A 26184-nucleotide genomic window follows, 5' to 3' on the forward strand; every position below is an offset into this window, starting at 1 on the left:
AATGGATAACAAAAACCGGCAACCGAGAGTTATTCTACACATTGATATGAACAGCTTCTATGCTTCGGTAGAGATGGCGGATTACCCGGAACTTCAGGGAAAGCCTTTAGCTATCGCCGGAAACCCCGAAGAAAGAAAAGGGGTGATCGTCACAAGCAGTTATGAAGCCAGGAAATATGGCGTGAAGACGACGATGCTCGTAGGAGAAGCAAGAAAACTGTGTCCTTCTCTTCTCATTCGCAGGCCGAATTTTGACCGCTACAGAGAAGTGTCGAAACAGTTATTTGCCATATTGAGAGAAGTTACGGAACTGGTGCAGCCTGTATCAATTGATGAAGGGTATATGGATATATCGGACCTGGCTGACCGCCATCCTCCGGAACTTGCGGAAGAACTTCAGAAGAGAATATTCGCAGATCTTAAGGTACCCTGCAGTATCGGGATCGCCCCCAATAAGTTTCTCGCCAAGATGGCTTCCGACATGAAAAAACCGATGGGGTGTACAATTCTGAGAAAACGGGATATCCCGAAGAAACTCTGGCCTCTGCCCGTACGTGACATGCATGGAGTAGGGGAGAAAACGGCAGAAAAACTGAAAAAGATCGACGTACGCACGATCGGTGACCTGGCCAACCGGAAAGAATACGAACTGAAAAATCTTCTTGGTGTTAACGGAAGCAAGCTTCATCAGCGGGCTAACGGGTTTGACGAAAGGGAAGTGGATCCTGAAGCGATTCATTCATTTAAAAGTATAGGTGCTTCGACGACACTTGCAGAGGACACGGCGGAGGAAACGGAGGTTTACCGTACGTTCAGGGAACTCGCCGAAAAAGTGGAAGGAAGGATGAAGAGAAAAGAAGTGGTAGGACAGCAGCTGCAGATAATGATCCGTTATAACAACAGGAAGACAGTAACGAGGACGAGGCTCCTTCATAACAATACGAACAGCCGGGAAATCATATCCCGGGAAGCTGTCGATTTATTTGAGGAACACTGGACTCAGCAGCCGATACGCCTTCTTGGAATTACCATGTCCGAGCTGGTTGAAACGAATGAAGCGGTCGAACAGCTCAACCTGTTCACTTATGAACGGGTGGCGGAGAAGGAACCTTTATATAAAACGATTGAAGAACTTAAAGAAAAATACGGGAGCGACGTTTTCAAAAGTTCAAAAATGCCGCTCCCCTCCATCCGAACAAGTTTTCAAAAGGACTTTCTGGATGGTGATTAAAGAATACGTTTTATAATTTTAAGGCTGTTTTTATCCCGCTTGTACCTGAATGACGGGTCGAACTTCGTGTTCTGTTTCGTAATCGACTTCTTGTGAGTGAATGTTTCAAAGCTGAATTTGCCGTGATAGCTGCCCATCCCGCTGGTACCGACACCGCCGAACGGGAGATGAGGATTAATGATATGATAAAGCGTATCATTGATGCAGCCTCCTCCGAAAGAAAGAGAGGTTGTGACAAATTCCTGGGACTTTTCGTCCTCGCCGAAATAATACAAAGCAAGCGGATCCGGTTTTTCGCTGATCGTTTCCACTGCTTCCTTCAACTCCCTGTATCCAAGAACCGGCAGTATGGGACCGAATATCTCTTCCTGCATAACCGGATCCTTCTCTGTTACTTCTGTCAGGACGGCAGGGGCGATTTTATTATTTTTCTCGTCAGTTTCGCCACCTAATGCAATGTTCCCGTCGGGCAGATAGCTCTTAATACGGTCGAAGTGATCCTTGCTTACGATTTTAACGAAATCATCGTTTTTTAAAGGTTCTTTACCATAGAGAAGTTGAACGGCCGCTTTATATTCCCTGATGAAGGCTTCTTTTATGTCCTCGTGAACATATACGTGATCCGGGGCGATACAAGTCTGGCCGGCGTTGATCAGTTTCCCCCAGGCGATTCTCCTTGCTGCTACCGGAACGTTCGCATCTTTGTGGACGATTGCCGGACTTTTGCCACCAAGCTCAAGCGTTACCGGAATAAGCTGTTCGGATGCTTTCTGCATAACAATTTTACCCACATGTTCGCTTCCGGTAAAAAAGATGTAATCGAACGGCTCGGATAATAGCTGCTGGGTGATCTCCTTACCGCCTTCGACCACCTTAAGCACGTGTTCAGGGAAGAATTCCTCGATCATACGTCTAATTACCCAGGAAACCGTGGGTGTCATTTCCGATGGTTTGAGAACGGCCGTATTTCCGGCGGCTATTGCACCGATAGCTGGAGCTATAGCAAGCTGGAGCGGGTAGTTCCATGGTGCTATAATCAGGACGCTGCCGTAGGGCTCTTTTCTGATATAGTTTTGTGTGCCTGTATGAGACAGGGGAGCCTTCACTTTTTCCGGAGTCATGCGTTTTTTTAAATGAGACAGCTGTTCCTGTATTTCTGCATTAAGAAAAGCTATTTCCGTAGTGTAAGCTTCGAATTCCGATTTATTGAGATCGTACTGCAAAGCTTTCAATAGAGGTGCTTCAAAAGTTTGAAGCATTCTTTTCATTTTCAGCAGCTGCTGTTTTCTGAAATCATAGCTTTGGGTGTATCCGTTTTTGAACCACTGTTTCTGACGGGTGACGATTTCCATAAGGTTTCCTCCTTAGTAAATACGGTTCCGTTTCTTTTCCCTGAATAAGCAGCAGTTACACTATTGTCTTTCTTTTCTTACCACACTCGTGTGGAAGTGATCATGGACGATGAATGTATCCGGGAACACTTCGCGGGCTTCCGTAAGTAACCTGACTATATCCTCTCTCTGGTAACGGGAGGAGAGATGGTTGATATATAGCGTATCCACCCCTGACTGAGCAGCTGTTTCAGCTGCCTGGACGACAGTAGAGTGATAATAATCATAAGCCATCCGGCTTTCTTTTCCTTCGAATGTCCCTTCATGAATAAGAACATCCGCTCCTTTGATCCATTCCATGTGACGCTCTCTGAATCGCGTGTCGCCAAGGATGGCGACGGACCTTCCAGGCTTTGGGGCACTGAGTACGTCTGATCTCTGAACGACTGTGCCGTTTTCCAGTATAGTCGTTTCCTGATTTTTGATGGTCTGGTAAACCGGACCCGGCCGAATCCCCATCGCTTCAAGTTTTTCTTTCTGTAATGCTCCCGGTTTCGGTTTTTCTTTTATGAAAAATCCATACGAGGGTAAGCCGTGCTCAAGCAGATGGGCACTGATTTCAAACTGCTCATTTTCTTCTCTGAAACCCTCTTCTATCGTCCGGAAATGCAGGTCGTAAGTCAGGTGGGTTCCGCTGATGCGCAGAGCGGATTCGACGAATTCCTGTAATCCTTCCGGGCCGTAGACGGTAAGAGGTTCTGTGCCTCCCTGGAAAGATCTGCTGCTGAGAAATCCGGGCAGCCCGTAAATATGATCTCCATGCAGGTGTGTAATAAAAACTTTTTCGATTCTCCGTGCTTTTACAGGCGAGTCCAATATTTGATGCTGAGTCCCTTCGCCGCAGTCGAACATCCAGCTTTTCCCCGTCTCTTCGATCAGACGGAGCACCAGGGAGGAGACATTTCTTTCTTTGGAGGGGACGCCGCTCCCGGTACCGAGAAAATATAGTTCCATCCTATCAACTCTCCTCTACAGCTTTTCTTATGCTCCATGCGATATCAGGGACGTCGGTGAAGATACCGGAACATTTCAGATGATAACATTTCCTTAAATGAGCGGGTCTGTTCACCGTGTATACTCTGAGTGGTATCTGGTTTTTTATGCAACGGGAAGCCAGTTTTCTGTTCAGTATCGTATGTTTTACGTGTAACCCGTCTGCCGGGATGGAGGAGAGATATGAAAGCATCTTCCTCATTTTCGTTGATGTAAGAAAAGCTGTGTCGATTGAAGAGTTGAGCTCTTTGACATTCTTCAGAGTGTCTTCGTTGAAGCTTGAAAGAGTGGTTCTCTCCATTACGTTATATTTCTGCAAAAGATCATAGACGATTTTTTCTATATGTTTGTAAGAGATTTTATCCGTTTTTAATTCTAGGTGAAGAAATAATGGACGTGGTGCGACCCACTGAAGAAGTTCTTCAAGAGAGGGGATGTGCGTCCCTTCGTATTCTTTGGAGAACCAGCTTCCGGCATCAAGTGAACGCAGTTCCTGGAAGGTATAGTCCTGGACGAAACCTGAACCGTCCGTAGTGCGCTTTACGTTCTCATCATGAATTAACACAGGAATCTGATCCCTGGTCAACTGCACATCCGTCTCCACTCCCTCAGCCTGCATATGCAGTGCGAGTCTGAAAGCGGGCATCGTGTTCTCGGGAGCATACCTGCTGGCTCCCCGATGCGCGAAAATCTGTGTCTGCATAACGTCCACTCCTATTCCAGTAATCTCAATACTAGAATCTTACCACGTTCCTATTTTACATAAAAGAAAAAGCTGCCTCTTCCATATAAGAGGCAGCTTATCTGCAGTACTATTGATAAAAGAAACCGGCTCCCGGACCGATCGGCCATCCGAACGCCATCCATACGAAAAGCATGATAATCCAGATGATGAAAAAACCGATAGAATAAGGAAGCATAGTGGCGATCAACGTACCGATTCCTACATTTTTGTCGTATTTTTGGGCAAAAGCGATAACAATGGCAAAATACGGCATCAGCGGTGAAATGATATTAGTTGTCGAATCCGCTATACGGTAGGCAAGAGTAGTCAATTCCGGTGAATAACCGAGCTGCATCATCAACGGCACGAATACCGGTGCCATAATCGCCCATTTGGCGGAAGAGCTACCGATGAACAGGTTGATGACAGCCGCAACGATGATGAAGGCGACGATCAGTCCTAAACCTGTGAAACCGATGGAATCAAGGAAGTCAGCTCCTGTTACAGCGAGCACTTTACCCATGTTTGTATGGTTAAAGTAAGCTACGAACTGTCCTGCCGTAAATGCAAGGACGATGTACATTCCCATCGTAGCCATCGTTTCCGAAAGCTGATTGGCCACATCTTTATCGTTTTTAATTGCGCCCGTCATTTTTCCGTAAACAAATCCCGGAATAAAAAACAAGATGAGAATGACAGGAACGAGACTTTGGAAAAATGGAGAAGCAAGAAATTCGTCAGGGTTACGCAGCGGTCCCCAGCTCGGGAGAATGAGCAGAGATAAGAGCCCGACCGTAATAATTAGAGCAGCGAGTGCTCCCCACAATCCTTTTTTCTCATTGTTCGTCAAATAGTTTATTTCATCATCCGAAGGCCCGGAAAAAGACCCAAGGCGCGGCTCGACCAGTTTATCGGTAATGAGAGTACCTACTATGGTAAGCACAAATACAGAAGCGATCATAAAGTAGTAGTTCATCGTATATAAAATGGATTCTGCATAAGCCGGATCGATCGTCTGGGCCGCCTGAATCGTCAGGTCGGCGAGTAACGGGTCGAGGGAAGTCAGAAACAGATTGGCACTGTAACCGGCAGACACACCTGCGAATGCAGCAGCGAGACCGGCTAACGGATGTCTGCCGAGCCCTGCGAATAGAACGGCTCCGAGTGGCGTCAAAACAACGTAACCGGCGTCGGAGGCCATACTGGACATAATTCCGGCGAAAACGAGAGCCGCCGTAAGAAGGGACTGCGGAACCGAAGTCACGAGACCCCGCAGCATAGCACTTATAAGTCCGGAGCGTTCCGCGACACCAATACCGAGCATTGTTACCAGGACGGTTCCGAGCGGAGCGAAACCGACGAAGTTTTCTACCATTGATTCGAACATGTACTGGACACCCGAAGCGGAGAGAAGGTTGACCACTTCCAGATTTTCTCCGGTGGCCGGGTCCTGTACCTGTACGTTTATAGCAGATAATATTGCTGAAAGCACCACTACAAGCAAAGCGAATATTGCAAACAATGTAATGGGATGCGGCAATTTGTTCCCTATTTTTTCAATCCAGTCAAGAGTTTTCATCAAAAACCCTTTTTTAGAAGTTCTTTCCATAGCTGACTTCCTTTCTTTACTGTAATGCTGTATATACTTGAGAAAGTATAGTAAACGAGTGGTCCGAAAGAAAGTCTTTTGCTAAAAGTCTAACTAGGAAGATTATTATCAAAACAAAGAAAATTGAAAAATAATTTGTAAGACGTGCTATAATAATGAATAACCATTCATTACGTATCGGAGGTTACATATTGAAAACTATAAAAGACAGTCTATATACGATTACCGTACCTACCCCCTACGCTGTAGGAGACGTACATTTATACGTCCTGAAAGGGGAGCCCATTACCCTGATCGATGCCGGCGTCCGTTCCGATGAAGCGTGGGAAGCTTTCAAAAACCAGCTTGCCGTCTATAATCTGCGACCTGAAGATATCCGTCAGGTAGTTCTCACTCACCACCATCCCGATCATGTCGGGCTCGTGGAGTATCTTCCTAACGTGAAACAATGTCTTGCGCATCGGGCGGCATTCCCCTGGATAGACAGGGACGACCGGTTCTCTTCCAGGTACGTATCTTTTTTCGAAGAATTCTATCGGAAGAACGGAGTACCGGAATCACTGATTGATAAGCTCGGGGAAGCTCCTGAAAAGCTGAAGGAGTTTCCGGTGTTCACCCTTACCGGTACTTTGAAAGAAGGCGAGACGATTCCCGGCCATTCTGACTGGGAAGTGATAGAGACCCCAGGCCACGCCCAAAGTCACATTTCTTTATTCAGCAAGGAGGACGGGGTAATGATAGGTGGAGACCATCTCCTGTATCACATTTCGCCGAACCCTATCATTGAGCCTCCTTTCCACGGGAACGAAAGGGCCAGACCTCTGATTCAGTACCGGGACTCTCTTAAGAAGTTATTCCGTTACAATGTAAAGGAAGTAATGCCCGGCCATGGACCCCGTTTTAACAATGTTGAAGAAATCATAGGGAAAAGACTTTCCCAGCAGGAGGAACGCGCAGACAAAGTCTACTCCATTATAGAGGAACAACCTTCGCATTCTTTTGATATAAGCCGGAAGCTGTTTCCGCGACAATACAAAAAGCAGTACCCGCTGACTATGTCGGAAACTGTCGGACAGTTGGATTTTCTCGAAGAACGTGGGAAAATCTACAGGGAAAGTTCAAAAGGAGTGGATTTTTATTTCATCAGTGAAAAGTCTTAACAACAGAAAAGTATTAGTAACCGGAGCTTCCAGAGGGATCGGCATGTTTACTGCACTGCATCTTGCTGAGGAGGGGGCGATTCCCATCCTTGCGGCCAGGGACGGTCGGAGACTCGAATTGATCTCCCGATTTATAGAAGAGTCTTATGGAATAAAACCTTACATTCACACGGGGGACCTGGGCCGGGAAGCTGACAGAAAGGAACTCATCGAATATGTTAAAGAAAACCACAAAGATTTATCCGGTCTCATAAACAATGCGGGTTTCGGAAGTTTTGAACAGCTTCAGTCCGAGCCCTGGTCGAAAAGCGATATGATGATCCAGCTGAATGTAACTGCTCTGATTCATATAACTAAAGAACTTTTACCCTTACTCGAAAGTAACGCCGGTCATATTGTTAATGTCGCTTCGCAGTCCGGAAAGATAGCTACGCCGAAAGCCGCAGTTTATACAGCGACGAAGCATGCAGTTGTGGGTTTCACTAATTCTCTGCGTATGGAAGTCGATGGCATTAGTGTAACCGGAGTGAATCCGGGACCAGTGGACACCAGCTTTTTCGACCGGGCCGATCCGACCGGAGATTATCGCATTTCTGTCGGGAAAATTATGCTCAACCCTAACAGAATCGCCGCTAAAATGGTGCATACTTTCATCTCTTACAGGAGAGAGATTAACGCCCCGGGATGGATGGAAGGAGCAAGTAAACTTTATCAGCTTATGCCTTCTACTATAGAAAAAGTGTTCTCCGCCCAGTTCCATAAAAAGTGATGATAATGTTCTCCTGATGCCCCGGGGTAGTGCACACCTGAAGTTGAAAAACATTACAAAACGCGGGCAGCATATTATAATTGAAGGGAAAGGGGAGGATGTTATGCATATTCAATTCACGGATGAAGCCGGGAAGCTTCTTGATGGATTAATAGAAGATTCGGGAAGATCAGTCCTCAGACTCGAGTATGATACGGACGATTGCGGATGTGGGGTAAATGGAGTGCCGCTGATGAGACTGGATGATAAAACTGACCCTGCGGATATGCACGTGGAAAGCGACAGATACACTGTCGTTATGAACAGAGAACAGTCTTTGTTTTTCCGGAAGAATATGACTGTGGAAGTATTCAAGGGAGCATTTCGTCTTAAAAGTGATGAAGGAATACTGAATCCTGTCATTTCTGTAAAACAGGTAAAAGAAAAAGCGGAAGTTCTCTAATAAATCAGCTTCGGGGTATCAGAGCCGGCTCGCGGCCGGAATGTGAGAATAAGAAAGCTGCCGCAGTGCGGCAGCTCTTTTTAGTATCTGTGATTTTTATATTGGAGCGGTTTACTGATCGACTGCATCTGTTGGTACAGATATTCCTGCAGCGGATCCGCCTTTTCATACGACTGTATATTTTCTTCCACCTGAGCGGGAGTGCTCGCTCCGAAGATACAGCTGGCTACTGTTCTGTTATTCAGTATATACTGAAAGCTTTTAGCATTTTCCTCAGTACCGGCCAGTTGACTCCATTGTTCCGTGAACTGTTTCAGCTCTTCATAGCTGTACTCGAGAAAGCCTTCTTTCCCTTTACTTTGCACAACTTCTCCGGCGCTGCCGGAAAGCATTCCTTTTGCCAGAGGACCGCGCGCCAGCACGGAAACGTTATACTCATCTAACAGTGGAAATAATTCTTCAGGTCTGCGGTCCAGAAGACTGTACTGCATCATAACGGACACGATGGAGGAACGCTCCAAATACTGCTTGATTACATTCGGACGGATAGAGGATATGCCGTATTCCCGGATAAGTCCTTCCTGTTTTAAATCTTCAAATGTATCGATGATTTCATCTGCGGAATCGTCGATCGTTCCACCATGGAGCTGATACAAATCGATGTATTCGAGGTTCATACGGTGAAGACTGTCTTTCAGCCCTTCTTTAATGTGCTGTGGGGAAGGATTCCATTCCCACGTACCTTTTTCCTTGTCGAAATCGTTGCCGACTTTCGATCCGATTACGACCTGATCTCTTTTACCCTGAACGGCCTTACCTACCATCTTTTCGTTTTCCCCGAAGGAGTATAAGTCTGCCGTGTCGAGATAATTCACTCCGTTATCAAGAGCTGCAGTGATAATGTCTTTCGCTTTATTCTCTTCGGTACCGATGGACATACATCCGAGTCCCAATTCTGAAATATGAAGATCGGACGAACCGATTTGTCTTTTCTGCATGAATTTCATCCTTTCCTGTATAGTAGATTTCCCCTAAACTTATAATAGCTGAAAACTTAGAGGTGATAAATGATGAAGGAAGATTTCAAAGAGAATACGATCTCCACAGAAGAAATATACAAAGGAAAAATAATTGATGTAAAGGTGGACACGGTACAATTACCCGACGGTAACCAATCAAAACGTGAGATTGTCAATCATCCGGGGGCGGTGGCAGTTCTGGCGGTTACCGGAGAGGGGAAAATAGTCATGGTTAAACAGTACAGGAAACCGCTTGAGAAATCCCTGCTTGAGATTCCTGCGGGCAAGCTTGAAAAAGGGGAAGATCCCGAACATACGGCAATCCGTGAACTGGAGGAGGAAACGGGGTATTCCAGCGGGAATCTGAAATTGATCAATTCCTTCTATACATCCCCGGGTTTCGCGGACGAACTGGTTTATCTTTATCTGGCCGAGGATCCCTGGAAATTGTCCGATAATGTAGAGGGAGATGACGATGAATTCGTAACCGTGGAAGAGTTGACTCTTGGGGAGGCATTCCGGCAGGAAGAAGAGAAAATCATCCACGATGCCAAAACCTCTTATGCTTTACTCTATGCCAAGCTCTTTCTGTTTCCTGAAGGGGACTGAATCTTTCAGAGTAAAGATGAAGATGGGTCGTATGACGGTTCACGTCCTCTGTGATCTTTTGCCCCGGCCTTACGTGCTCAGTGAGAATGCGTGATAATCAGTATCTGTTATATTAAAATGATTATCAATAACAGATAAGAATTATTTTAATTTGACACTGAGAACGACTTTGCTATAATTAAATTGAAATAAGAAAGAGGGGCGGTTGTATGGAACATCGATTAGAAAGAATCAAAAAACAATTACACTCCCAAAGTTATAAATTGACGCCTCAACGTGAAGCTACCGTCCGTGTTCTGCTGGAGAACGAAGCGGATCATCTGAGTGCTGAGGATGTTTATCTGCTCGTGAAAGAGAAAGCCCCCGAAATAGGGCTGGCCACCGTATACCGGACTCTGGAGTTACTTTCGGAATTGAAAGTGGTTGATAAAATCAACTTTGGTGATGGAGTTTCGAGATATGATTTAAGAAAAGAAGGAGCGGAACATTTCCACCACCACCTTGTCTGTACCGAGTGCGGTTCTGTCGAGGAAATCGAAGAGGACTTACTTGAAGAAGTCGAGAAAGTCGTGGAGAGTGACTGGAAGTTCCAGGTGAAGGATCATCGCCTCACTTTTCATGGTATATGTAAAGTTTGTCAGGAAATCACTGTTACTAACAGCGTGTCCAATTGAGGGCATTGCACTATAAATCGGAAGAGGAGTTTCAGCCATGTGGGACGATTTCAACGATTTTCTCCATTACTTAACAGTTGAAAGGGGGCTGTCTGACAACACAGTGCAGTCCTACAAAAGAGATTTGAAACAGTACCTCTCCTATTTGAAGGAAAGAGAGGCGGTCACTGATTTCAATCAGGTTACGAGGCATCATATCATGCAGTACCTTTATACGCTGAATGATAAAGGGAGAAGTCCCTCCACCATTGCCAGACTTCTCTCTTCCATACGTCTGTACCATCAGTTTCTTGTCCGTGAAAAGAAAGTGGATAAAGATCCAAGTTTACATATAGAAACACCGAAGAAAGAAAGAAAACTTCCCAAAATACTTTCCAATCAAGATGTAGAAAAATTATTGAACCTGACGGTGACTAATTCTCTCGATGCCAGAAATAAAGCTATGCTCGAAATGCTTTATGCTACAGGGTTGCGGGTCTCGGAGCTTGTTTCCCTGAAGGTCTCCGATCTTCATTTGACCATGGGATTCGTCCGCTGTCTCGGGAAAGGTGAAAAAGAGAGGATTGTCCCGCTTGGGGATATGGCCCGGGAAGCTGTGGAAGAATACTTACAGGGACCACGTCAGGCGCTCGTTAAAAAGAAGAAAACGGAAGAATTGTTTGTTAACCACCACGGAAACGCACTTTCTCGGCAGGGCTTCTGGAAAATATTGAAAGCGGTTGCTAAGGACGTAGGGGTGAACAATGAGATTACTCCTCACACATTACGGCATTCGTTCGCTACTCATCTGCTGGAGAATGGTGCGGATCTTCGTGCGGTTCAGGAGATGCTTGGGCATGCAGACATTTCCACGACGCAAATATATACTCACGTTACGAAAACGAGACTACAGGACGTGTACCGTACTTTCCATCCCAGGGCTTAACTGATACAATTAACTTACAGGTTCTGTTGTCTGACATCTTACAACATATTTATGCTTATTCTCCGGAAAAGACGGGAAACAAAATTAGCAGGAGGTATCAATTATGAATAAATTCAAAAGAGTGTTTTTAATAGTAATGGATTCAGTAGGTATTGGAGAGGCGCCGGATGCTCCTCAGTTCAATGATGAAGGTGCAGATACGCTCGGTCATATAGCCGAAAAAATGAACGGACTGAAAATGCCTAATATCGGTCAGCTCGGATTAAGTAACATCAGAGAAATACCGGGTATAGATAAAGCTGATCAGCCTAAAGCTCATTATACGACGATGATGGAAGCTTCCAATGGAAAAGATACGATGACAGGCCACTGGGAGATAATGGGGCTCTATATTGATAAACCTTTCCGTACTTTCCCTGAGGGCTTCCCGGATGAACTTCTGGATCAGATTAAAGAGAAAACGGGTCGTGGAATTGTAGGGAATAAACCTGCTTCCGGAACGGAAATAATTAAAGAGCTGGGAGAGCACCATATGGAAACCGGTGATTTGATTGTGTACACGTCTGCGGATTCCGTTATCCAGATAGCTGCCCATGAAGATGTCATTCCTCCGGAAGAACTTTATGAAATCTGTGAATTCACAAGGGAAATCACACGTGATGAAAAGTACATGGTAGGAAGAGTGATTGCCCGTCCGTTCGTAGGGAAACCCGGGGAATTTGAAAGGACGTCAAATCGTCACGATTACGCATTGAAACCCTTCGGACGCACAGTGATGAACCACTTGAAGGATGAAGATTATGACGTCGTGGCTCTGGGTAAAATTTCGGATATTTACGACGGAGAAGGTGTCACAGAAGCGATCCGGACCGACGACAATGATGATGGAATGGACAAGTTCATAAAATCTATGGATGAAGATTTTGAAGGTCTTAATTTCCTTAACCTCGTGGACTTCGATGCAAAATTCGGTCACCGCAGAGATCCTGTCGGTTACGGCAAAGCGCTTGAAGCGTTCGATGAGCGCCTGCCGACAGTACTTGAAAAAATGAACGATGACGATCTTCTTATAATTACAGCGGATCACGGAAATGACCCTGTCCATCACGGCACTGACCATACGAGAGAATTGGTTCCTCTTATCGTTTATCACAATAATGTGAAAAACGGTCAGGAGATGGATCAGCGCCAGACTTTTGCTGATATCGGAGCAACGGTAGCTGAGAACTTCTCTGTGAAAATGCCGGAGTACGGAAAAAGTTTCCTGAAAAACATTCTTTAAAATATGGAGGTAATTTAATGAATACTGAAGCAGTTAAAGAAGCGGCAGCTTTTATTGAAGGGAAGCTGGATAAGACACCGGCGGTCGGTCTGATTCTCGGTTCCGGCCTCGGAGTGCTTGCCGATGAAATCACGAATCCTGTTACTATTCCTTATAAAGACGTACCACATTTCCCGGAATCGACCGTCTCCGGTCATAAAGGCCAATTGGTTATCGGTGAACTTGAAGGTAAACAGGTGATCGCCATGCAGGGACGTTTCCACTATTATGAAGGTTATACGATGAAAGAAGTGACGTTCCCTGTAAGGGTCATGAAATCACTCGGTATTTCGGATCTGTTCGTTACGAACGCCGCCGGTGGTATCAACGAAAGTTATGAACCGGGGCAGCTCATGATCATAAAAGATCACATCAACCAGATGGGGGACAACCCGCTAATAGGTCCGAACGATGATTCGATGGGGGTCAGATTTCCGGACATGTCGGAAGCCTATAACAGAACCCTTATTGAGACGGCACAAAATAAGGCGGACGCCCTTGGACTGAAAGTGGAGCAGGGGGTATATGTCGGCAATACCGGTCCCGTGTACGAAACGGCTGCCGAAATACGTATGCTCAGAACGCTCGGCGGGGATGCGGTCGGCATGTCGACTGTGCCGGAAGTTATAGCAGCGAACCACGCAGGTCTCAGAGTTCTCGGTATTTCGTGTATATCAAATATGGCTGCAGGCATTCTGGATCAGCCCCTGACTCACGATGAAGTGATAGAGACGACTGCAAGAGTGAGGGAAGACTTTCTCAGTTTCGTTAAGGCGGTCGTGAAAGCTGTATAATAATTCCCTTTCGGAAGCAAAAAATGAAAATATAATTTCTCGGCTACACGTGCGGAGAAGTGACCCACAGGAAGGTGACTCTTAATGAGAATGTATGACATTATCGTGAAAAAAAGAGAAGGTAATATTCTGAATGAAGAGGAAATCAGATTTTTCATAAACGGGTACACGAACGGAGAAATCCCTGATTACCAGGCTTCGGCTCTGGCTATGGCGATTTATTTTCAGGGAATGAACGGAAAAGAAACGGCGGCATTGACCCAGGCAATGGTAGATTCAGGCGAAAAAATAGACCTGAGCGACATTGAAGGTCACATTGTCGATAAACACTCCACAGGCGGAGTGGGAGATAAAGTCACTTTTATTATAGGCCCGCTGGTCGCTTCCCTCGGAATTCCTGTAGCAAAAATGTCCGGTCGTGGTCTCGGTCATACCGGAGGAACAATTGACAAGTTAGAAGCGATAGAGGGATTCACTACTGAAATAACCAAAGAGGAATTTGTCAGAAATGTAAACACCCATAAGCTGGCGGTGGCCGGCCAGACGGGGAATCTGGCTCCGGCGGACAAGAAATTGTACGCCCTGAGGGATGTGACCGGTACGGTGAACGCCCTTTCCCTGATTGCAAGTTCCATCATGAGTAAAAAGCTGGCTTCGGGCGCGGACAGTATTGTACTTGATGTGAAAACGGGTTCCGGTGCATTTATGAAAACACTGGAAGACTCTGAAGCGCTTGCCAGAGAAATGGTCACCATCGGTAATGAACTCGGTAAAAATACAGTAGCTGTTATCAGTGACATGAACCAGCCACTGGGTTTTGAGGTCGGAAACGCAAATGAGATAAAAGAAGCGGCTGAAATTCTTAAGGGGAGCGATGTGAAGGACCTTCGTGAACTTTCGCTTGAGATTGCTTCCCAGATGAGTGTCCTGGCAGGGGCTTTCGATAAACCGGAAGCTGCAAGAGAGGCGCTTGAGGAAAACATATCAAACGGAAAAGCGCACGCAAAACTGAAAGAATTCATCGAAGCCCAGCACGGGGCCGGGGAAATGATTGATGATTTGAGTAAGTTACCACAGGCTGAATATCATGTGGAGGTACCGGCTGAAACTGGCGGGTATGTAAATGAGATTGATGCGGAATCCATCGGAGTAGCAGCGATGTATCTCGGCGCAGGCCGTCAGACGAAAGACGATAAGATCGATCACAGTGTCGGCATCACCCTCAAGAAGAAAATCGGCGATAAAGTGGAAGAAGGAGAGCCTCTCGTTGTTCTCCACAGTAATATGAAAGAACCGGAAGATTCAGTGGAGAAAGTGAAGAAAGCTTACACCATTACTTCCGACAAAAAAGAAGCTCCAACCCTTCTTCATAATATCATCAAGTAGTACGGTTATGTGGGTGAATGCTGCCCGGAAAGGCTGTCGAAAACTATTTCGGCAGCCTTTCCTTATCATTATCCGCTTTTTATGACCCAATATAATCAGCGGTGAAGGCGACGATTTTTATCAGATTTTGTAAACTCCTGGCCTCCGGTACCGGACTTAATATGTTGTAGGTGTAAAAAGATTATGATAAATTTACAATATTATTTGTATTGAAATAACTTGGTTGCAGCATTCCTTATATTTTTTGAAGGTGCAGCTCTGTCTGAGAAATTGCAGGTGTACTTAACGGAAGGACGGGTGTAATTGGAACATTCCACAAATACGGCAGGAATACTTGAAATAGGAGGGGTGGATGTTTCCACGTTGAAAAAGGAATACGGGACCCCTCTTTATGTTTATGACGTAGGAAGGATAAGACAGAATGCAAGAGCTTTTGTAGAAACGTTTGAACAGGAAGGTATCCCGGCCCAGGTAGCTTATGCCAGCAAAGCATTCTCATCCGTCGCCATGATCCAGGTGGCGGATGAAGAAAAGCTGAGTCTGGATGTAGTTTCCGAGGGGGAGCTTTATACTGCTCTCGAAGCAGGTTTTCCGGTGAAAAAAATACACATGCACGGGAATAATAAAAGCAGAGCAGAATTAAAAATGGCCGTGGACGCTAAAATTGGGTGTATTGTAGTAGATAACTTCTATGAGATAGCTTTGCTTGAAGAAATTCTTGAGGAAGAAAATACAACGATGGACGTACTCCTCAGAGTGACACCAGGTATAGAAGCGCACACGCACGATTACATTTTAACAGGACAGGAAGATTCCAAATTCGGTTTTGATTTAACGAGTGGGCAGGCGGACCGGGCCTTTGCCTCTCTCCTGGAATCACCCGGAATGAATGTCATCGGCCTGCATTGCCACATCGGTTCGCAAATTTTTGAAACGAGCGGGTTTTTGATGGCCACAAGGAAACTGTTTGATATAATGAAGAAGTGGAAAGAAGAATATAGCTTTGAAGCGAAAGTGCTTAATCTGGGGGGAGGATTCGGAATCCGCTATACGGAGGAGGATGATCCGCTTAGCCTCAATGAGTATGCCCGGGCTCTTATGAGCGAAGTGAAGTTTCAATCGGAGAAACAGAATTATCCCATGCCCGAGATCTGGATTGAACCCGGAAGAGCGATAGTGGGTGATGCCGGATTAACACTTTACGAAGCAGGTTCAGTAAAAGAAATCGAAGGTGTGCGTACCTATCTGTCGGTGGATGGAGGTATGACCGATAATATACGCCCCGCTCTTTATGATGCCAGGTACGACATTAAAGCAGCAGAACGGATGAATGAGGAAGAGAGGCGTACGTATGCCATAGCGGGTAAGTGCTGTGAGTCCGGGGACATGCTGATATGGGATGCGACACTTCCTGATATTACGCCCGGTGACACGTTGGCAGTATTCAGTACCGGGGCTTACGGCTATTCTATGTCGAATAACTACAATCGATTTCCGAAAGCGGCTGTCGTATTCGTAGAGAACGGCTCTCATCAGCTGGTGATCAGACGGGAGTCCTTCGATGAGGTTACGAGATTTGATCTGAATTTTAAAACAGGAGGAGATACTGATGAAAAACGGTTATATTGAATTTGAAAATGGCGAACGCATGGTTCTGGAACTTTATGAAGAAGATGCTCCCGGTACAGTGGAGAATTTCAAAAGCCTTGCAAACAGTAAGTTCTACGACGGTCTGACTTTCCACAGGGTCATTCCTGACTTCGTAGTCCAGGGAGGGTGCCCGAGAGGAGACGGAACTGGCGGACCTGGTTACACTATCAAATGTGAAACAGACGACAACCCTCACCGGCACCAGAGAGGCACGCTGTCCATGGCTCACGCAGGAAAGGATACAGGAGGCAGTCAGTTTTTCGTCTGTCATAGTCCTCAGCCTCATCTCGACGGAAAACACACGGTTTTCGGTCAGGTAGTTGAAGGAGTGGAGCTCGTCGATCGCATTAATAAGGGTGACGTAATGAAAGAGGTCAGAGTTTCCGAATGACTGCCGGTAAAGCTATAACCGCTTGAATAATTTTTGAGAATGGAGTATGCTATTATCTGGGTCATTCCGGGAGGAATTCAATGCGTAAACGCAATATAAGGTTACTAATAATATTATTGATATTTTGTCTGGTTTTCGGACTGTACTACTGGTTTGGGGTAGTCGTTCAGTAGACCGGCTTTACATCAATTTCTAAGATGATTGAGGGGTCACTATGTTAATCAGGTTTAAAAAATCTTTTGAGAAAATTGCTATGGGACTGCTGTCCTTTATGCCGGAAGCAAAAGATGTTAAGAAACTGCAGGACATTATTAAGGAATATGAGAATAATGAGGACTGGCATTTATATTTGTGGAAAGAGGGCGAAGACATTATAGGTGCCGCAGGTGTTCGTGTGAACGAGCGCGAAGCGATTATTCAGCATGTCTCCGTTAACCCGTCACATCGCAATAGTGGCATCGGTCGAAAAATGGTTGGAAAAGTAAGAGATAAATATCAGGGTTCCTACTCTGTCTGTGCCACTGAAGAAACAGAAGCGTTTATAGAAAAATGCAATAGGACAAAATGAAAGAGCGCGGACTCCGCGCTTTTTTTTGTGGGGTGCAACAAGGGTTGTCGTCCGTGCGGAAGTGTTTGCAGCCTCATGTTATAATGAATTAGAACTTTATAGAGAAAAGGCTGATGTCCGTGAAAAGCGAGTACCATATAAAAGTAGAAGGTTTTGAAGGGCCGATGGATTTGCTCCTTCACCTCATCCAGAGACTTGAAATAGACATCCACGATATTCCTGTAGCTGAAATCACTGACCAGTATATGGAATATATTCATACTATGAATGAGCTGGAGCTCGATATAGCAAGTGAGTATCTCGTGATGGCTGCTACGCTTCTTGCAATGAAAAGCAGCACACTGCTACCGGAAGAACCGGTCGATCCGGAAGAGTTTGAAAGCGAAGAGGATCCGAGAGAAGAGCTTATGGAAAGACTTAAAGAATACAGGAAGTTTAAGTATGCGGCGGGTCAGCTGAAAGACAGGGAAGCAGAGGATAATGAAGTCTATTCCAGACCTCCGGTGAGTATAGAGGAGGGGGCCGGCGATGACCAGCAGGCTACCGTCTTTGATATGATTGGAGCTTTGCAGCGCATGTTTAATAAAACTGCATCTCCGTCTCCAGAAATGGAGACAGGGGTAAAAAGAGATGAGATGCCCATTCAACTAACGATGGATCATATACTGCAAAAAATACAGAAATTCCCTTCCGGTATAACATTTGAAAAACTTTTCTCCGCCCGTACCAGAACTGAGATGGTGACTACATTTCTCGCCCTGTTGGAACTGGTGAAAGATAAACAGGTTTCATGCAGGCAAGATAAACATTTTGAAGATTTATATATTTTTAAACAGGGGGATAATCATGGGAGAGAGTAAGCTTGCAATTCTCGAGGGGCTGCTGTTTGCTGCCGGAGAAGAAGGGATGCATAAGAAACAGCTTTCAGAAATACTCGAGATCAGGGAAAATGACGTGGAAGAATTACTTAAAGACTGGAAGAAAGAGCTGCAGAGCCCCGGGAGAGGTATCCGTCTGATGGAATCGAGAGGAACGTACAGCCTGACGACGAAACCGGAGTACGCGGCAGTCTATAAGAGATGGGGATACAAAAAAAATCATACACGTCTATCCCAGGCTTCGCTGGAAGCTCTGGCTATTATAGCTTACAGGCAGCCGATTACCCGAGTCGAAGTGGATTACATCCGCGGAGTGAAGAGTGATCAGGCACTGCAGACACTTGCCGAAAGGCAGCTTGTGGAAGAAGCAGGTAGAAAGGAAACGGTAGGCAGACCTATTCTTTATAGAACGACCGAACATTTTCTCACTTACTTCGGTTTACAGTCACTGGAAGATCTTCCTGAATTGAGGGAAGCATTCCAGGAGGATTATTCAGCGGCAGAGAATTTCTTCGATTCCCTGGAAGAAGGGTGAATAGCCGGTGTATCCCGGTTCATAGAGATTATCATGTACAGAAACAACTACAGATTCGACAAATACATAACTTACCACATAAAGGTTTTCACTGTTTGGTCACAATAGATAAAGAAAAATTCTCAATGTTGGACTGCACTTAAAGATTGTTGGTATAATGGTTACGGAAGTAACATCAGGAATATAAATTGAACGTTTTCGATAAATGACCGCGTTGTGTTCGCAGCGTGGTCTCTTAAGTGGAGAAAAGAGGGAGTAGGTAAAATGGAAAGATTGCAGAAAGTAATGGCCCAGGCCGGCGTCGCATCGAGAAGAAAATCTGAAGAACTTATCAAAGCAGGGCGAGTGAAGGTAAATAATGAAACAATTAAGGAACTGGGAACCAAAGTGTCCTCTCAGGATGAAGTGGAAGTTGACGGAGTACCCCTTCAAAGGGAAGCCCCCGTTTATTTTTTATTATACAAACCGAGAGGAGTCATCTCGAGTGCCAAAGACGACCGTGGCCGGAAAGTCGTGACCGACTACATTCCGGATATCGAACAACGACTGTTTCCGGTAGGGCGGCTGGATTACGATACGTCAGGGCTGATACTTCTTACGAATGACGGGGAATTCGCAAATAAACTGATGCACCCGAAACATAAAATAGATAAAGTATATATCATCAAGTCCCGTGGCATACCGACCCGTGAACAGATGAAACAGCTGAAGCAGGGAATGGAAATCGAAGGCGAATTTTTTAAAGCGGAAGATGTGAGAATTACTTCGACCGATGGGAAAAAGAACACTGCCATCATTCAAATGACTCTTCATCAGGGAAAAAACAGACAGGTAAGAAAAATGTTTGATGCACTCGGAGTACCTGTGGATAAACTAAAAAGAGAACAATACGGATTCCTGAATCTTCACGGACTGAATGCCGGAGACTTTCGCCCACTCAAACCTCACGAAGTCAAGCAGCTACGTCAGCTTGCCGAGGAAAATGTTAAATAATGTTCAACAAATTTTAAAAACACTCATGTTATAATGTCGGGGGGTGAGTGGTATGAGTGGAAAAACAATCAAGAAAAAGAAAAAGCGACTTATTTTCCGTTCAACTCTACTGGTAATTATGCTAAGTCTCGTAGTCTTTGCCGTAGCGTCCGCATTTCAGGAAGACGGCGTCTCTGTAGAGGAAGGCGAAACAGCTCCGAATTTCGCCCTTAAAAAATTCGGGACTGACGAGACAGTAGAGCTTAAGGATTACCGCGGGAAAGGCGTTATGATTAACTTCTGGGCTACATATTGCGAACCATGTAAAGACGAAATGCCTTACATGGAAAAACTGTATCCGAAATACAAGAAAAAAGGCGTAGAGATTCTCGCGATTAATTTGGATACTACCGATATAGTAGTCGAGCAGTTTATGAGAGAATACCAGTTAACGTTTCCTATACTACAGGATAAGGATGGACAGGTGATGAATCTGTATAACATCGGCCCAATCCCTTCGACACTATTCATCGGTCCTGATGGAAAAATCGAGGAAACGGTCATCGGGCCGCTGACCTTGGATAAACTGGAAGGTCACCTTCAGGATATAACTCCTTCTTCTTAAATATGAATAAAAATGTGGGGTATTTATATGAGTAAAATTACATGCGAATGCGGGCATGTGAACCCGGAAGGAACGGTGCTTTGTGAAGCCTGCGGGAAACCGTTCGAAGCAAACCAGCACTTGAACAATAATAAACCCGAGCAGTTGCTGAATATGAGATACGATGGCAGTGCGAGAAGGTCACAAACGTATCAGAGGACATTTATAGATAAAACATGGAACTTCTTTTCTTCTGTAAAAATAGGAGTATCCATTATTATAGTAATCGTGATAGCTTCCGCGTTGGGAACAATTTTTCCGCAGGAGATGTATTTACCTCCGGGATCGGACCCCTCTACCCACTACAAAGATCAGTACGGTATACTCGGACAGATATATTATCAGCTCGGGTTTCATAATCTTTACAGCTCATGGTGGTACCTGCTTCTCCTGGCTATGCTCGGGATTTCCATCGTAATTGCAAGTATCGACCGTTTCGTACCCCTGTATAAAACGCTTAGGAAACAGAAGCCGAAACGTCATCCGAACTTTATGAAAAAGCAGCGTATCTTCGGTGAGACCGACTCGGGCAACATCGATTACAAAAAACTGAAAGCCAATCTGAAATCCAAAAGATATAATTTGTACGAAGAAGACGGAAACATACTGGCTGAAAAAAATCGTTTTTCCAGATGGGGCCCGTATGTTAACCACATAGGTCTGATTATCGTTCTTCTGGGTGCTATGCTGAGATTCGTTCCTGCTATGTATATGGACGAGTTTCTCTGGGTGCGAGAAGGAGAGACAAAACAGATTGTAGGTACCGATGGAATCTACTATATGAAAAACAAAGATTTCATTTTGGAAAATTACGATATGGAAGATGAAGGAAATTCCCAGTTCCGTGAATCGCTGCAGAAGCAGAGCGCTCCGGTTCCTGAAAACTATCAGACGAACGCTGTAATATATAAACGGACGGATTTGCCTGTCGTTCCGGGTAAAGAACCCGAACTTAAAAAAGTGAAAGAAGCAGAGGCGAGAGTGAATCATCCGATTCCGCTCGAAAACGGTATTTCTCTTTATCAGGCCAGTTATCAACTGAACGAATTCTCTTCCATGACCTTCAAACTTCATGATAAAGGTGATGAGGAGTCAAACTACGGAGAGTTTACGGTAGACTTGATCGAACCTAAAGATGAGTACGAACTTGATAACGGTACTACCGTCAAACTTGAAAGATACTTCCCGGAATTTGAACTTGAAGATGGAGAACCGAAGCAGGTTTCGAAATTCCCGAGAAATCCGGCGTTCATCTTTGAAGTGGATGCTCCTGGAGAGGAACCGGAAGTAAGTTTTGCCGGTATCGGTGTGAACATAGATGCATCCGGAAACAATGATTATAAACTCGGACTTACCAACTTTGAAACGAGGGACGTAACGGGGCTGACGGTCAAAAAAGACTATACGCTGCCGATCATTGCCGTCGGAGCGGCTATCTTCATGATAGGCGTCATCCAGGGAATGTACTGGAACCATCGTCGGATCTGGATTCAGCCGAAAGGTGCCGGAGTCTGGGTAGCCGGTCACACCAATAAAAACTGGTTCGCTCTTAAAAAAGATATCGACAGAACCCTTGAAGGAACGGGTATAGATTTCCCGGTAGATCAACAGGAAGAGAAAGATGCGGAAGAAAGGAGGAAGGATGATGGAATTATCAGCGATTAGCAGTAATTTACTTTATGCCTCATTCTTCATTTATTTGATAGCCACTTTCATTTTCGGTGCTACAGTGAAAATGACGAATGAAAAAACGAACAAAAAACTTGGGAATGCGGGGATCGGACTGACGATCGTTGGATTTCTTACCCAGATAGGTTATTTCATAACCCGCTGGATCGCAGCCGGTCACGCGCCGGTCAGTAACCTTTTCGAATTCATGACGTTTTTCGGCATGATGCTTGTGTTCGGCTTCATAGTTCTGTTTCTTATTTACAGAATTACGCTGCTCGGACTTTTCGCTTTGCCGGTGGCTCTTCTGGTCATTGCATATGCCAGCATGTTCCCGACTGAAATCAGTCCTCTCGTCCCTTCGCTCAAGTCTCACTGGCTATATATCCACGTGACGACTGCAGCTCTCGGGCAGGCAATCCTTGCCATCAGTTTTGCTGCCGGCCTGATTTATCTCATTCGTCAGGTCAATCAGGAAAAAGCTACGAAACGGACAAGGTGGCTGGAGTTCGTCCTGTTCGCACTTATGAGTGCACTCGGGTACATAGTGGTGGCTTCCGGTTTTGGTGCTGCAGACTATAAAACGGTATTCGAAGCACCTGTCAATGAACAGATGACGGAAATTACTTATGAAATGCCCGCGATAGCCGGGCCGAACGATGGAGAGCTGGTTACAGAAGGTGCTTTCGGACCGTTGTTCGAGACTCCCGGCTGGATGCAGGGAGTGAATGCTCCGGTTAAATTCAACACGATTATCTGGTCACTCATGGCAGGATTTGTGATTTACGGTCTCTTAAGGTTAATATTGAGAAAAAGGATTGCTAAATCCATTCAGCCTTTACTGAAAAGTGCGAGTCCAAGGCTGGTTGATGAAGTTTCCTACCGGTCCGTCGCCATAGGTTTTCCTGTATTTACCCTGGGAGCAATCATATTCGCTTCTATTTGGGCTCAGGAAGCCTGGGACAGATTCTGGGGATGGGACCCGAAAGAAGTGTGGGCCCTGATAACCTGGCTTTTCTATGCAGCTTTTCTGCATTTGAGGCTTACGCGGGGCTGGGAAGGAGAACGTTCTGCATGGCTCGCCGTAATAGGTTTCGCCATCATTATGTTCAACTTGCTGGCGGTCAACCTGATAATTTCCGGCCTACATTCTTACGCATAACGTTTAGACAGGGGACAAACTCCTGTCTTTTCTTTTAAAATTCTTTTTATTATGATTAGATATGGGGACGAGTATACGGATTTTTAAGAAAATGCTGCATTCATTCGGCAGAAGCCCGGGTGCTCTGTAGCGATTCTAATTCAATTTCAGGAGGGATTTCGATGGATCAGGGAGCCAGAATTTTAGTGGTAGATGATGAAGAACGGATTAGAAGACTTGTGAAAATGTATCTTGAAAGAGAAGATTACACTATTGAAGAAGCCGAGGACGGGGAACGCGCTCTTCAAAAAGCTTTGGAGAATAATTACGACGTGATTTTACTGGATCTGATGCTTCCGGGTATGGACGGTATCGAGGTCTGTAAAGCCCTGCGTGAGAAGAAAGCGACACCGGTTATCATGCTCACGGCCAAAGGAGAGGAAGCTAATCGCGTGGAAGGTTTTGAAACGGGAGCGGACGACTACATAGTAAAACCCTTCAGCCCGCGCGAAGTCGTGTTGAGAGTTAAAGCTCTGCTGCGCAGAGCATCAAGTACGAAGTTTCTGAATACGGATACTGAGGCGAGAGATATTATCGTCTTTCCTCACCTCACCATTGACAATGATGCTCATAAAGTGACGGCGCAAGGAAAAGAAGTTCCGCTTACGCCTAAAGAATATGAGCTGCTGCTGTATATGGCTGAACGTCCTAATAAAGTTTTCGACCGGGAACAGTTGTTGAAGGAAGTGTGGAAATACGAATTTTTCGGGGATCTGAGAACTGTGGACACCCACGTAAAAAGACTCAGGGAAAAACTGAGTAAAGTATCGGCAGAATCGGCCGGTATGATTGCCACGGTATGGGGTGTAGGATACAAGTTCGTGGTAAATAACGATTGATGTTCTGGCGCAGTGTAGTAGTAAAACTGTGGTTCACCATTTTGCTCCTTGTCTGTTTCGTTCTTATAATTCTGACGGTACTGCTGCTTCAATTTTTCGAAAACTTTCATGTGAATAAAGCTGAAGAAGAAATGCTCCGTACCGCTACGGTAGTGTCGACGCTTATAGACAGTGAACAACGCCAGGACATTATCCGAAGTACTACAGACACCGTGAAATCAGCTTCGAGCCACGTTCTTGTCGTTCGTGGAAACGGGCAGTCCTGGAAAGCGGAAAGCAATAGCGGTGAATTCAAAGAACTTCAGAAACAGTGGTTTGAACAGGATGAAGAGCTGGCGCGGGTAATAACCGGGGGAACGGAAGTGAAAAAAGTAGCTTCGGCTGACGGGAGGAAGTTTTTGGCCGTCGGTTCTCCCCTGTCGGGAGACAACGGCGCTGTATTCGTCTACAAACCCCTCGATTCTGTGGAAGAAACGACTCAGCAGACGACTAAAACTGTCTTTCTCGGTGCCGGTATAGCTATAGTATTGACTACGATTTTCGCTTTTTTCTTATCGACACGGATTACAGCACCTCTTATGAAAATGCGTAAAGGGGCGTTTGAGCTGTCGGAAGGCGAGTTTCATACTAAGATACCAATTATTACTCATGACGAAATAGGAGAACTGGCAATTGCATTCAACCGGATGGGTCGTCAGCTTAAGCAGAATATTGATGCGCTGAATCAGGAGAAAGAGCAGCTATCGGGCGTTTTGAAATCCATGGCCGACGGAGTAATCACCTTAAATCATAAAAGAAAAATACTGGTAACCAACCCTCCTGCGAAACAGCTGTTACAGTCGTGGAGATATGAAGAGGAGCTGGAGGAGGAAGAATTGCCTTCGCCCCTGCATGAACTGTTCGAATCTGTCATCACCGAAGAGAGGGAAGCCATGACGGAAGTCACTGTCCAGGGGAGAAACTGGGTGATTATCATGACTCCTCTTTATAGCAACACTACCATCAGAGGAGTAGTGGCTGTACTCAGGGATATGACGGAAGAACGAAGGCTCGATAAACTGCGCAAGGATTTCCTTGCAAACGTTTCTCATGAACTCCGCACTCCTATTTCCATGATGCGTGGATACAGCGAAGCGATCGTCGATGAAGTAGCAACTACGAAAGAAGAGAAAAATGAGCTGGCTCAGATTATTCTGGAAGAATCCGAGCGGATGGGTCGTCTTGTAAACGAACTGCTTGACCTTGCCAGAATGGAATCCGGGAACATTCAGTTGCATAAAGAGCCAGTGGACGTGAATCTTTTTCTTGATCGTATAGTGAATAAATTCCAGGGAGTGGCAGAGGAAACCGGTGTAAAACTCCTTCATGAAAGATCCGGCCTTCCGGCAGGTACAGTGTCCATAGATTCTGACCGTATAGAGCAGGTGGTAACGAACCTTCTGGATAACGCTATCCGTCATACACCGGAGAACGGTTCTGTACATGTTCACCTTCACGGAGGGGAGGACCACTTTGAAATAAAAGTGGAAGATACAGGCGCAGGTATTCCGGAGGAGGATCTTCCGTTCATCTTTGAACGCTTCTATAAAGGAGATAAGTCCAGGAAACGGGCTCCTTCCGAAGAGAAGCAGGGAACGGGACTGGGTCTTGCTATTGCGAAGAATATCGTAGAGGCCCATAAAGGGAAAATCTCCGTCCAGAGTAAAGAAGGGGAAGGAACTACGTTCTATATATATTTACCTGTAGAGAACTTGCCAAAATAGAACGATTC

Annotated in this window: 26 protein-coding genes; 21 read left to right on the forward strand and 5 right to left on the reverse strand. The window is 45.4% G+C overall.

Annotation, left to right across the window (positions count from 1 at the left end; genetic code table 11):
* Position 1 precedes the first annotated feature (1 nt).
* A complete protein-coding gene (locus tag BW931_RS03575; RefSeq protein ID WP_076569998.1) occupies positions 2-1231 on the forward strand; it encodes a DNA polymerase IV in 1230 nt (409 codons plus the stop codon).
* Here the strand turns inward: BW931_RS03575 and BW931_RS03580 are convergent.
* From BW931_RS03580 to BW931_RS03595, 4 genes are all read right to left on the reverse strand, one after another.
* Complete coding sequence (locus BW931_RS03580; RefSeq protein WP_076570001.1) at positions 1228-2583, reverse strand: aldehyde dehydrogenase; 1356 nt, start codon at positions 2581-2583, stop codon at positions 1228-1230. The genes BW931_RS03575 and BW931_RS03580 overlap by 4 nt on opposite strands.
* Before the next feature lie 60 nt (positions 2584-2643).
* Positions 2644-3576: a ribonuclease Z gene (gene rnz / locus BW931_RS03585; protein ID WP_076570003.1), complete on the reverse strand. Its 933-nt coding sequence runs from the start codon at positions 3574-3576 to the stop codon at positions 2644-2646.
* Between the two features lie 4 nt (positions 3577-3580).
* Positions 3581-4318 (reverse strand): glycerophosphodiester phosphodiesterase, encoded by a 738-nt coding sequence (locus tag BW931_RS03590; protein WP_076570005.1) that lies wholly within the window; start codon positions 4316-4318, stop codon positions 3581-3583.
* 109 nt (positions 4319-4427) lie between these two features.
* Positions 4428-5948, reverse strand: a complete 1521-nt coding sequence (locus tag BW931_RS03595) for an AbgT family transporter (RefSeq protein WP_076570007.1) — start codon at positions 5946-5948, stop codon at positions 4428-4430.
* A gap of 191 nt (positions 5949-6139) precedes the next feature.
* On the opposite strand from BW931_RS03595, the gene BW931_RS03600 reads away from it, so the two are divergent.
* The 3 genes from BW931_RS03600 (at position 6140) to BW931_RS03610 (ending at position 8319) form a co-directional block, all read left to right on the forward strand.
* The gene (locus BW931_RS03600) at positions 6140-7108 is read left to right on the forward strand and encodes an MBL fold metallo-hydrolase (RefSeq protein WP_084193843.1); all 969 of its coding nucleotides are present in this window, start codon (positions 6140-6142) and stop codon (positions 7106-7108) included.
* A complete protein-coding gene (locus BW931_RS03605; RefSeq protein WP_076570011.1) occupies positions 7095-7877 on the forward strand; it encodes an SDR family NAD(P)-dependent oxidoreductase in 783 nt (260 codons plus the stop codon). The genes BW931_RS03600 and BW931_RS03605 overlap by 14 nt, the downstream gene beginning before the upstream one ends.
* Before the next feature lie 103 nt (positions 7878-7980).
* Positions 7981-8319: an iron-sulfur cluster biosynthesis family protein gene (locus BW931_RS03610; RefSeq protein WP_076570014.1), complete on the forward strand. Its 339-nt coding sequence runs from the start codon at positions 7981-7983 to the stop codon at positions 8317-8319.
* 80 nt (positions 8320-8399) lie between these two features.
* Here the strand turns inward: BW931_RS03610 and BW931_RS03615 are convergent, their stop codons facing one another.
* Complete coding sequence (locus BW931_RS03615) at positions 8400-9317, reverse strand: aldo/keto reductase (RefSeq protein ID WP_076570016.1); 918 nt, start codon at positions 9315-9317, stop codon at positions 8400-8402.
* A 72-nt stretch (positions 9318-9389) separates the two neighbouring features.
* On the opposite strand from BW931_RS03615, the gene BW931_RS03620 reads away from it, so the two are divergent.
* The 17 genes from BW931_RS03620 (at position 9390) to BW931_RS03700 (ending at position 26176) form a co-directional block, all read left to right on the forward strand.
* Positions 9390-9947: an NUDIX hydrolase gene (locus tag BW931_RS03620; RefSeq protein ID WP_076570018.1), complete on the forward strand. Its 558-nt coding sequence runs from the start codon at positions 9390-9392 to the stop codon at positions 9945-9947.
* Between the two features lie 209 nt (positions 9948-10156).
* Positions 10157-10621 carry a ferric iron uptake transcriptional regulator gene (fur, locus tag BW931_RS03625; RefSeq protein WP_008591296.1) on the forward strand — a complete coding sequence of 155 codons (465 nt, stop codon included), beginning with the start codon at positions 10157-10159 and terminating at the stop codon, positions 10619-10621.
* Positions 10622-10658: 37 nt separating this feature from the next.
* The gene (gene xerD / locus BW931_RS03630; protein WP_076570021.1) at positions 10659-11546 is read left to right on the forward strand and encodes a site-specific tyrosine recombinase XerD; all 888 of its coding nucleotides are present in this window, start codon (positions 10659-10661) and stop codon (positions 11544-11546) included.
* A gap of 103 nt (positions 11547-11649) precedes the next feature.
* Positions 11650-12828 carry a phosphopentomutase gene (gene deoB, locus BW931_RS03635; protein ID WP_076570024.1) on the forward strand — a complete coding sequence of 393 codons (1179 nt, stop codon included), beginning with the start codon at positions 11650-11652 and terminating at the stop codon, positions 12826-12828.
* Between the two features lie 17 nt (positions 12829-12845).
* The gene (locus BW931_RS03640; protein ID WP_008591303.1) at positions 12846-13661 is read left to right on the forward strand and encodes a purine-nucleoside phosphorylase; all 816 of its coding nucleotides are present in this window, start codon (positions 12846-12848) and stop codon (positions 13659-13661) included.
* A gap of 84 nt (positions 13662-13745) precedes the next feature.
* Positions 13746-15047, forward strand: a complete 1302-nt coding sequence (locus tag BW931_RS03645; protein ID WP_008591306.1) for a pyrimidine-nucleoside phosphorylase — start codon at positions 13746-13748, stop codon at positions 15045-15047.
* A gap of 303 nt (positions 15048-15350) precedes the next feature.
* Positions 15351-16676 carry a diaminopimelate decarboxylase gene (gene lysA / locus BW931_RS03650; RefSeq protein WP_076570027.1) on the forward strand — a complete coding sequence of 442 codons (1326 nt, stop codon included), beginning with the start codon at positions 15351-15353 and terminating at the stop codon, positions 16674-16676.
* Complete coding sequence (locus BW931_RS03655) at positions 16657-17088, forward strand: peptidylprolyl isomerase (RefSeq protein ID WP_008591312.1); 432 nt, start codon at positions 16657-16659, stop codon at positions 17086-17088. Before lysA ends, BW931_RS03655 begins: the two co-directional genes overlap by 20 nt.
* A gap of 214 nt (positions 17089-17302) precedes the next feature.
* A complete protein-coding gene (locus tag BW931_RS03660) occupies positions 17303-17656 on the forward strand; it encodes a GNAT family N-acetyltransferase (RefSeq protein WP_076570029.1) in 354 nt (117 codons plus the stop codon).
* Positions 17657-17769: 113 nt separating this feature from the next.
* On the forward strand, positions 17770-18516 hold the full coding sequence (locus tag BW931_RS03665; protein WP_076570031.1) for a segregation/condensation protein A: 747 nt from the start codon (positions 17770-17772) through the stop codon (positions 18514-18516).
* Positions 18503-19069 (forward strand): SMC-Scp complex subunit ScpB, encoded by a 567-nt coding sequence (gene scpB, locus BW931_RS03670; protein ID WP_076570034.1) that lies wholly within the window; start codon positions 18503-18505, stop codon positions 19067-19069. Before BW931_RS03665 ends, scpB begins: the two co-directional genes overlap by 14 nt.
* Positions 19070-19333: 264 nt before the next feature.
* A complete protein-coding gene (locus BW931_RS03675; RefSeq protein WP_076570037.1) occupies positions 19334-20062 on the forward strand; it encodes a pseudouridine synthase in 729 nt (242 codons plus the stop codon).
* Positions 20063-20114: 52 nt separating this feature from the next.
* Positions 20115-20666, forward strand: coding sequence for a thiol-disulfide oxidoreductase ResA (gene resA, locus BW931_RS03680; RefSeq protein ID WP_076570039.1), 552 nt, complete (start codon positions 20115-20117; stop codon positions 20664-20666).
* A 27-nt stretch (positions 20667-20693) separates the two neighbouring features.
* Positions 20694-22370, forward strand: a complete 1677-nt coding sequence (gene resB / locus BW931_RS03685) for a cytochrome c biogenesis protein ResB (RefSeq protein WP_076570042.1) — start codon at positions 20694-20696, stop codon at positions 22368-22370.
* Positions 22351-23535 carry a c-type cytochrome biogenesis protein CcsB gene (gene ccsB, locus BW931_RS03690; protein ID WP_076570045.1) on the forward strand — a complete coding sequence of 395 codons (1185 nt, stop codon included), beginning with the start codon at positions 22351-22353 and terminating at the stop codon, positions 23533-23535. The genes resB and ccsB overlap by 20 nt, the downstream gene beginning before the upstream one ends.
* 161 nt (positions 23536-23696) lie before the next feature.
* A complete protein-coding gene (locus BW931_RS03695; protein ID WP_076570047.1) occupies positions 23697-24413 on the forward strand; it encodes a response regulator transcription factor in 717 nt (238 codons plus the stop codon).
* Positions 24413-26176 carry an ATP-binding protein gene (locus BW931_RS03700; protein WP_200802032.1) on the forward strand — a complete coding sequence of 588 codons (1764 nt, stop codon included), beginning with the start codon at positions 24413-24415 and terminating at the stop codon, positions 26174-26176. The genes BW931_RS03695 and BW931_RS03700 overlap by 1 nt, the downstream gene beginning before the upstream one ends.
* Positions 26177-26184: the final 8 nt, after the last annotated feature.

The organism is Salimicrobium salexigens (assembly GCF_900156705.1).
Lineage (GTDB): Bacteria > Bacillota > Bacilli > Bacillales > Halobacillaceae > Salimicrobium > Salimicrobium album.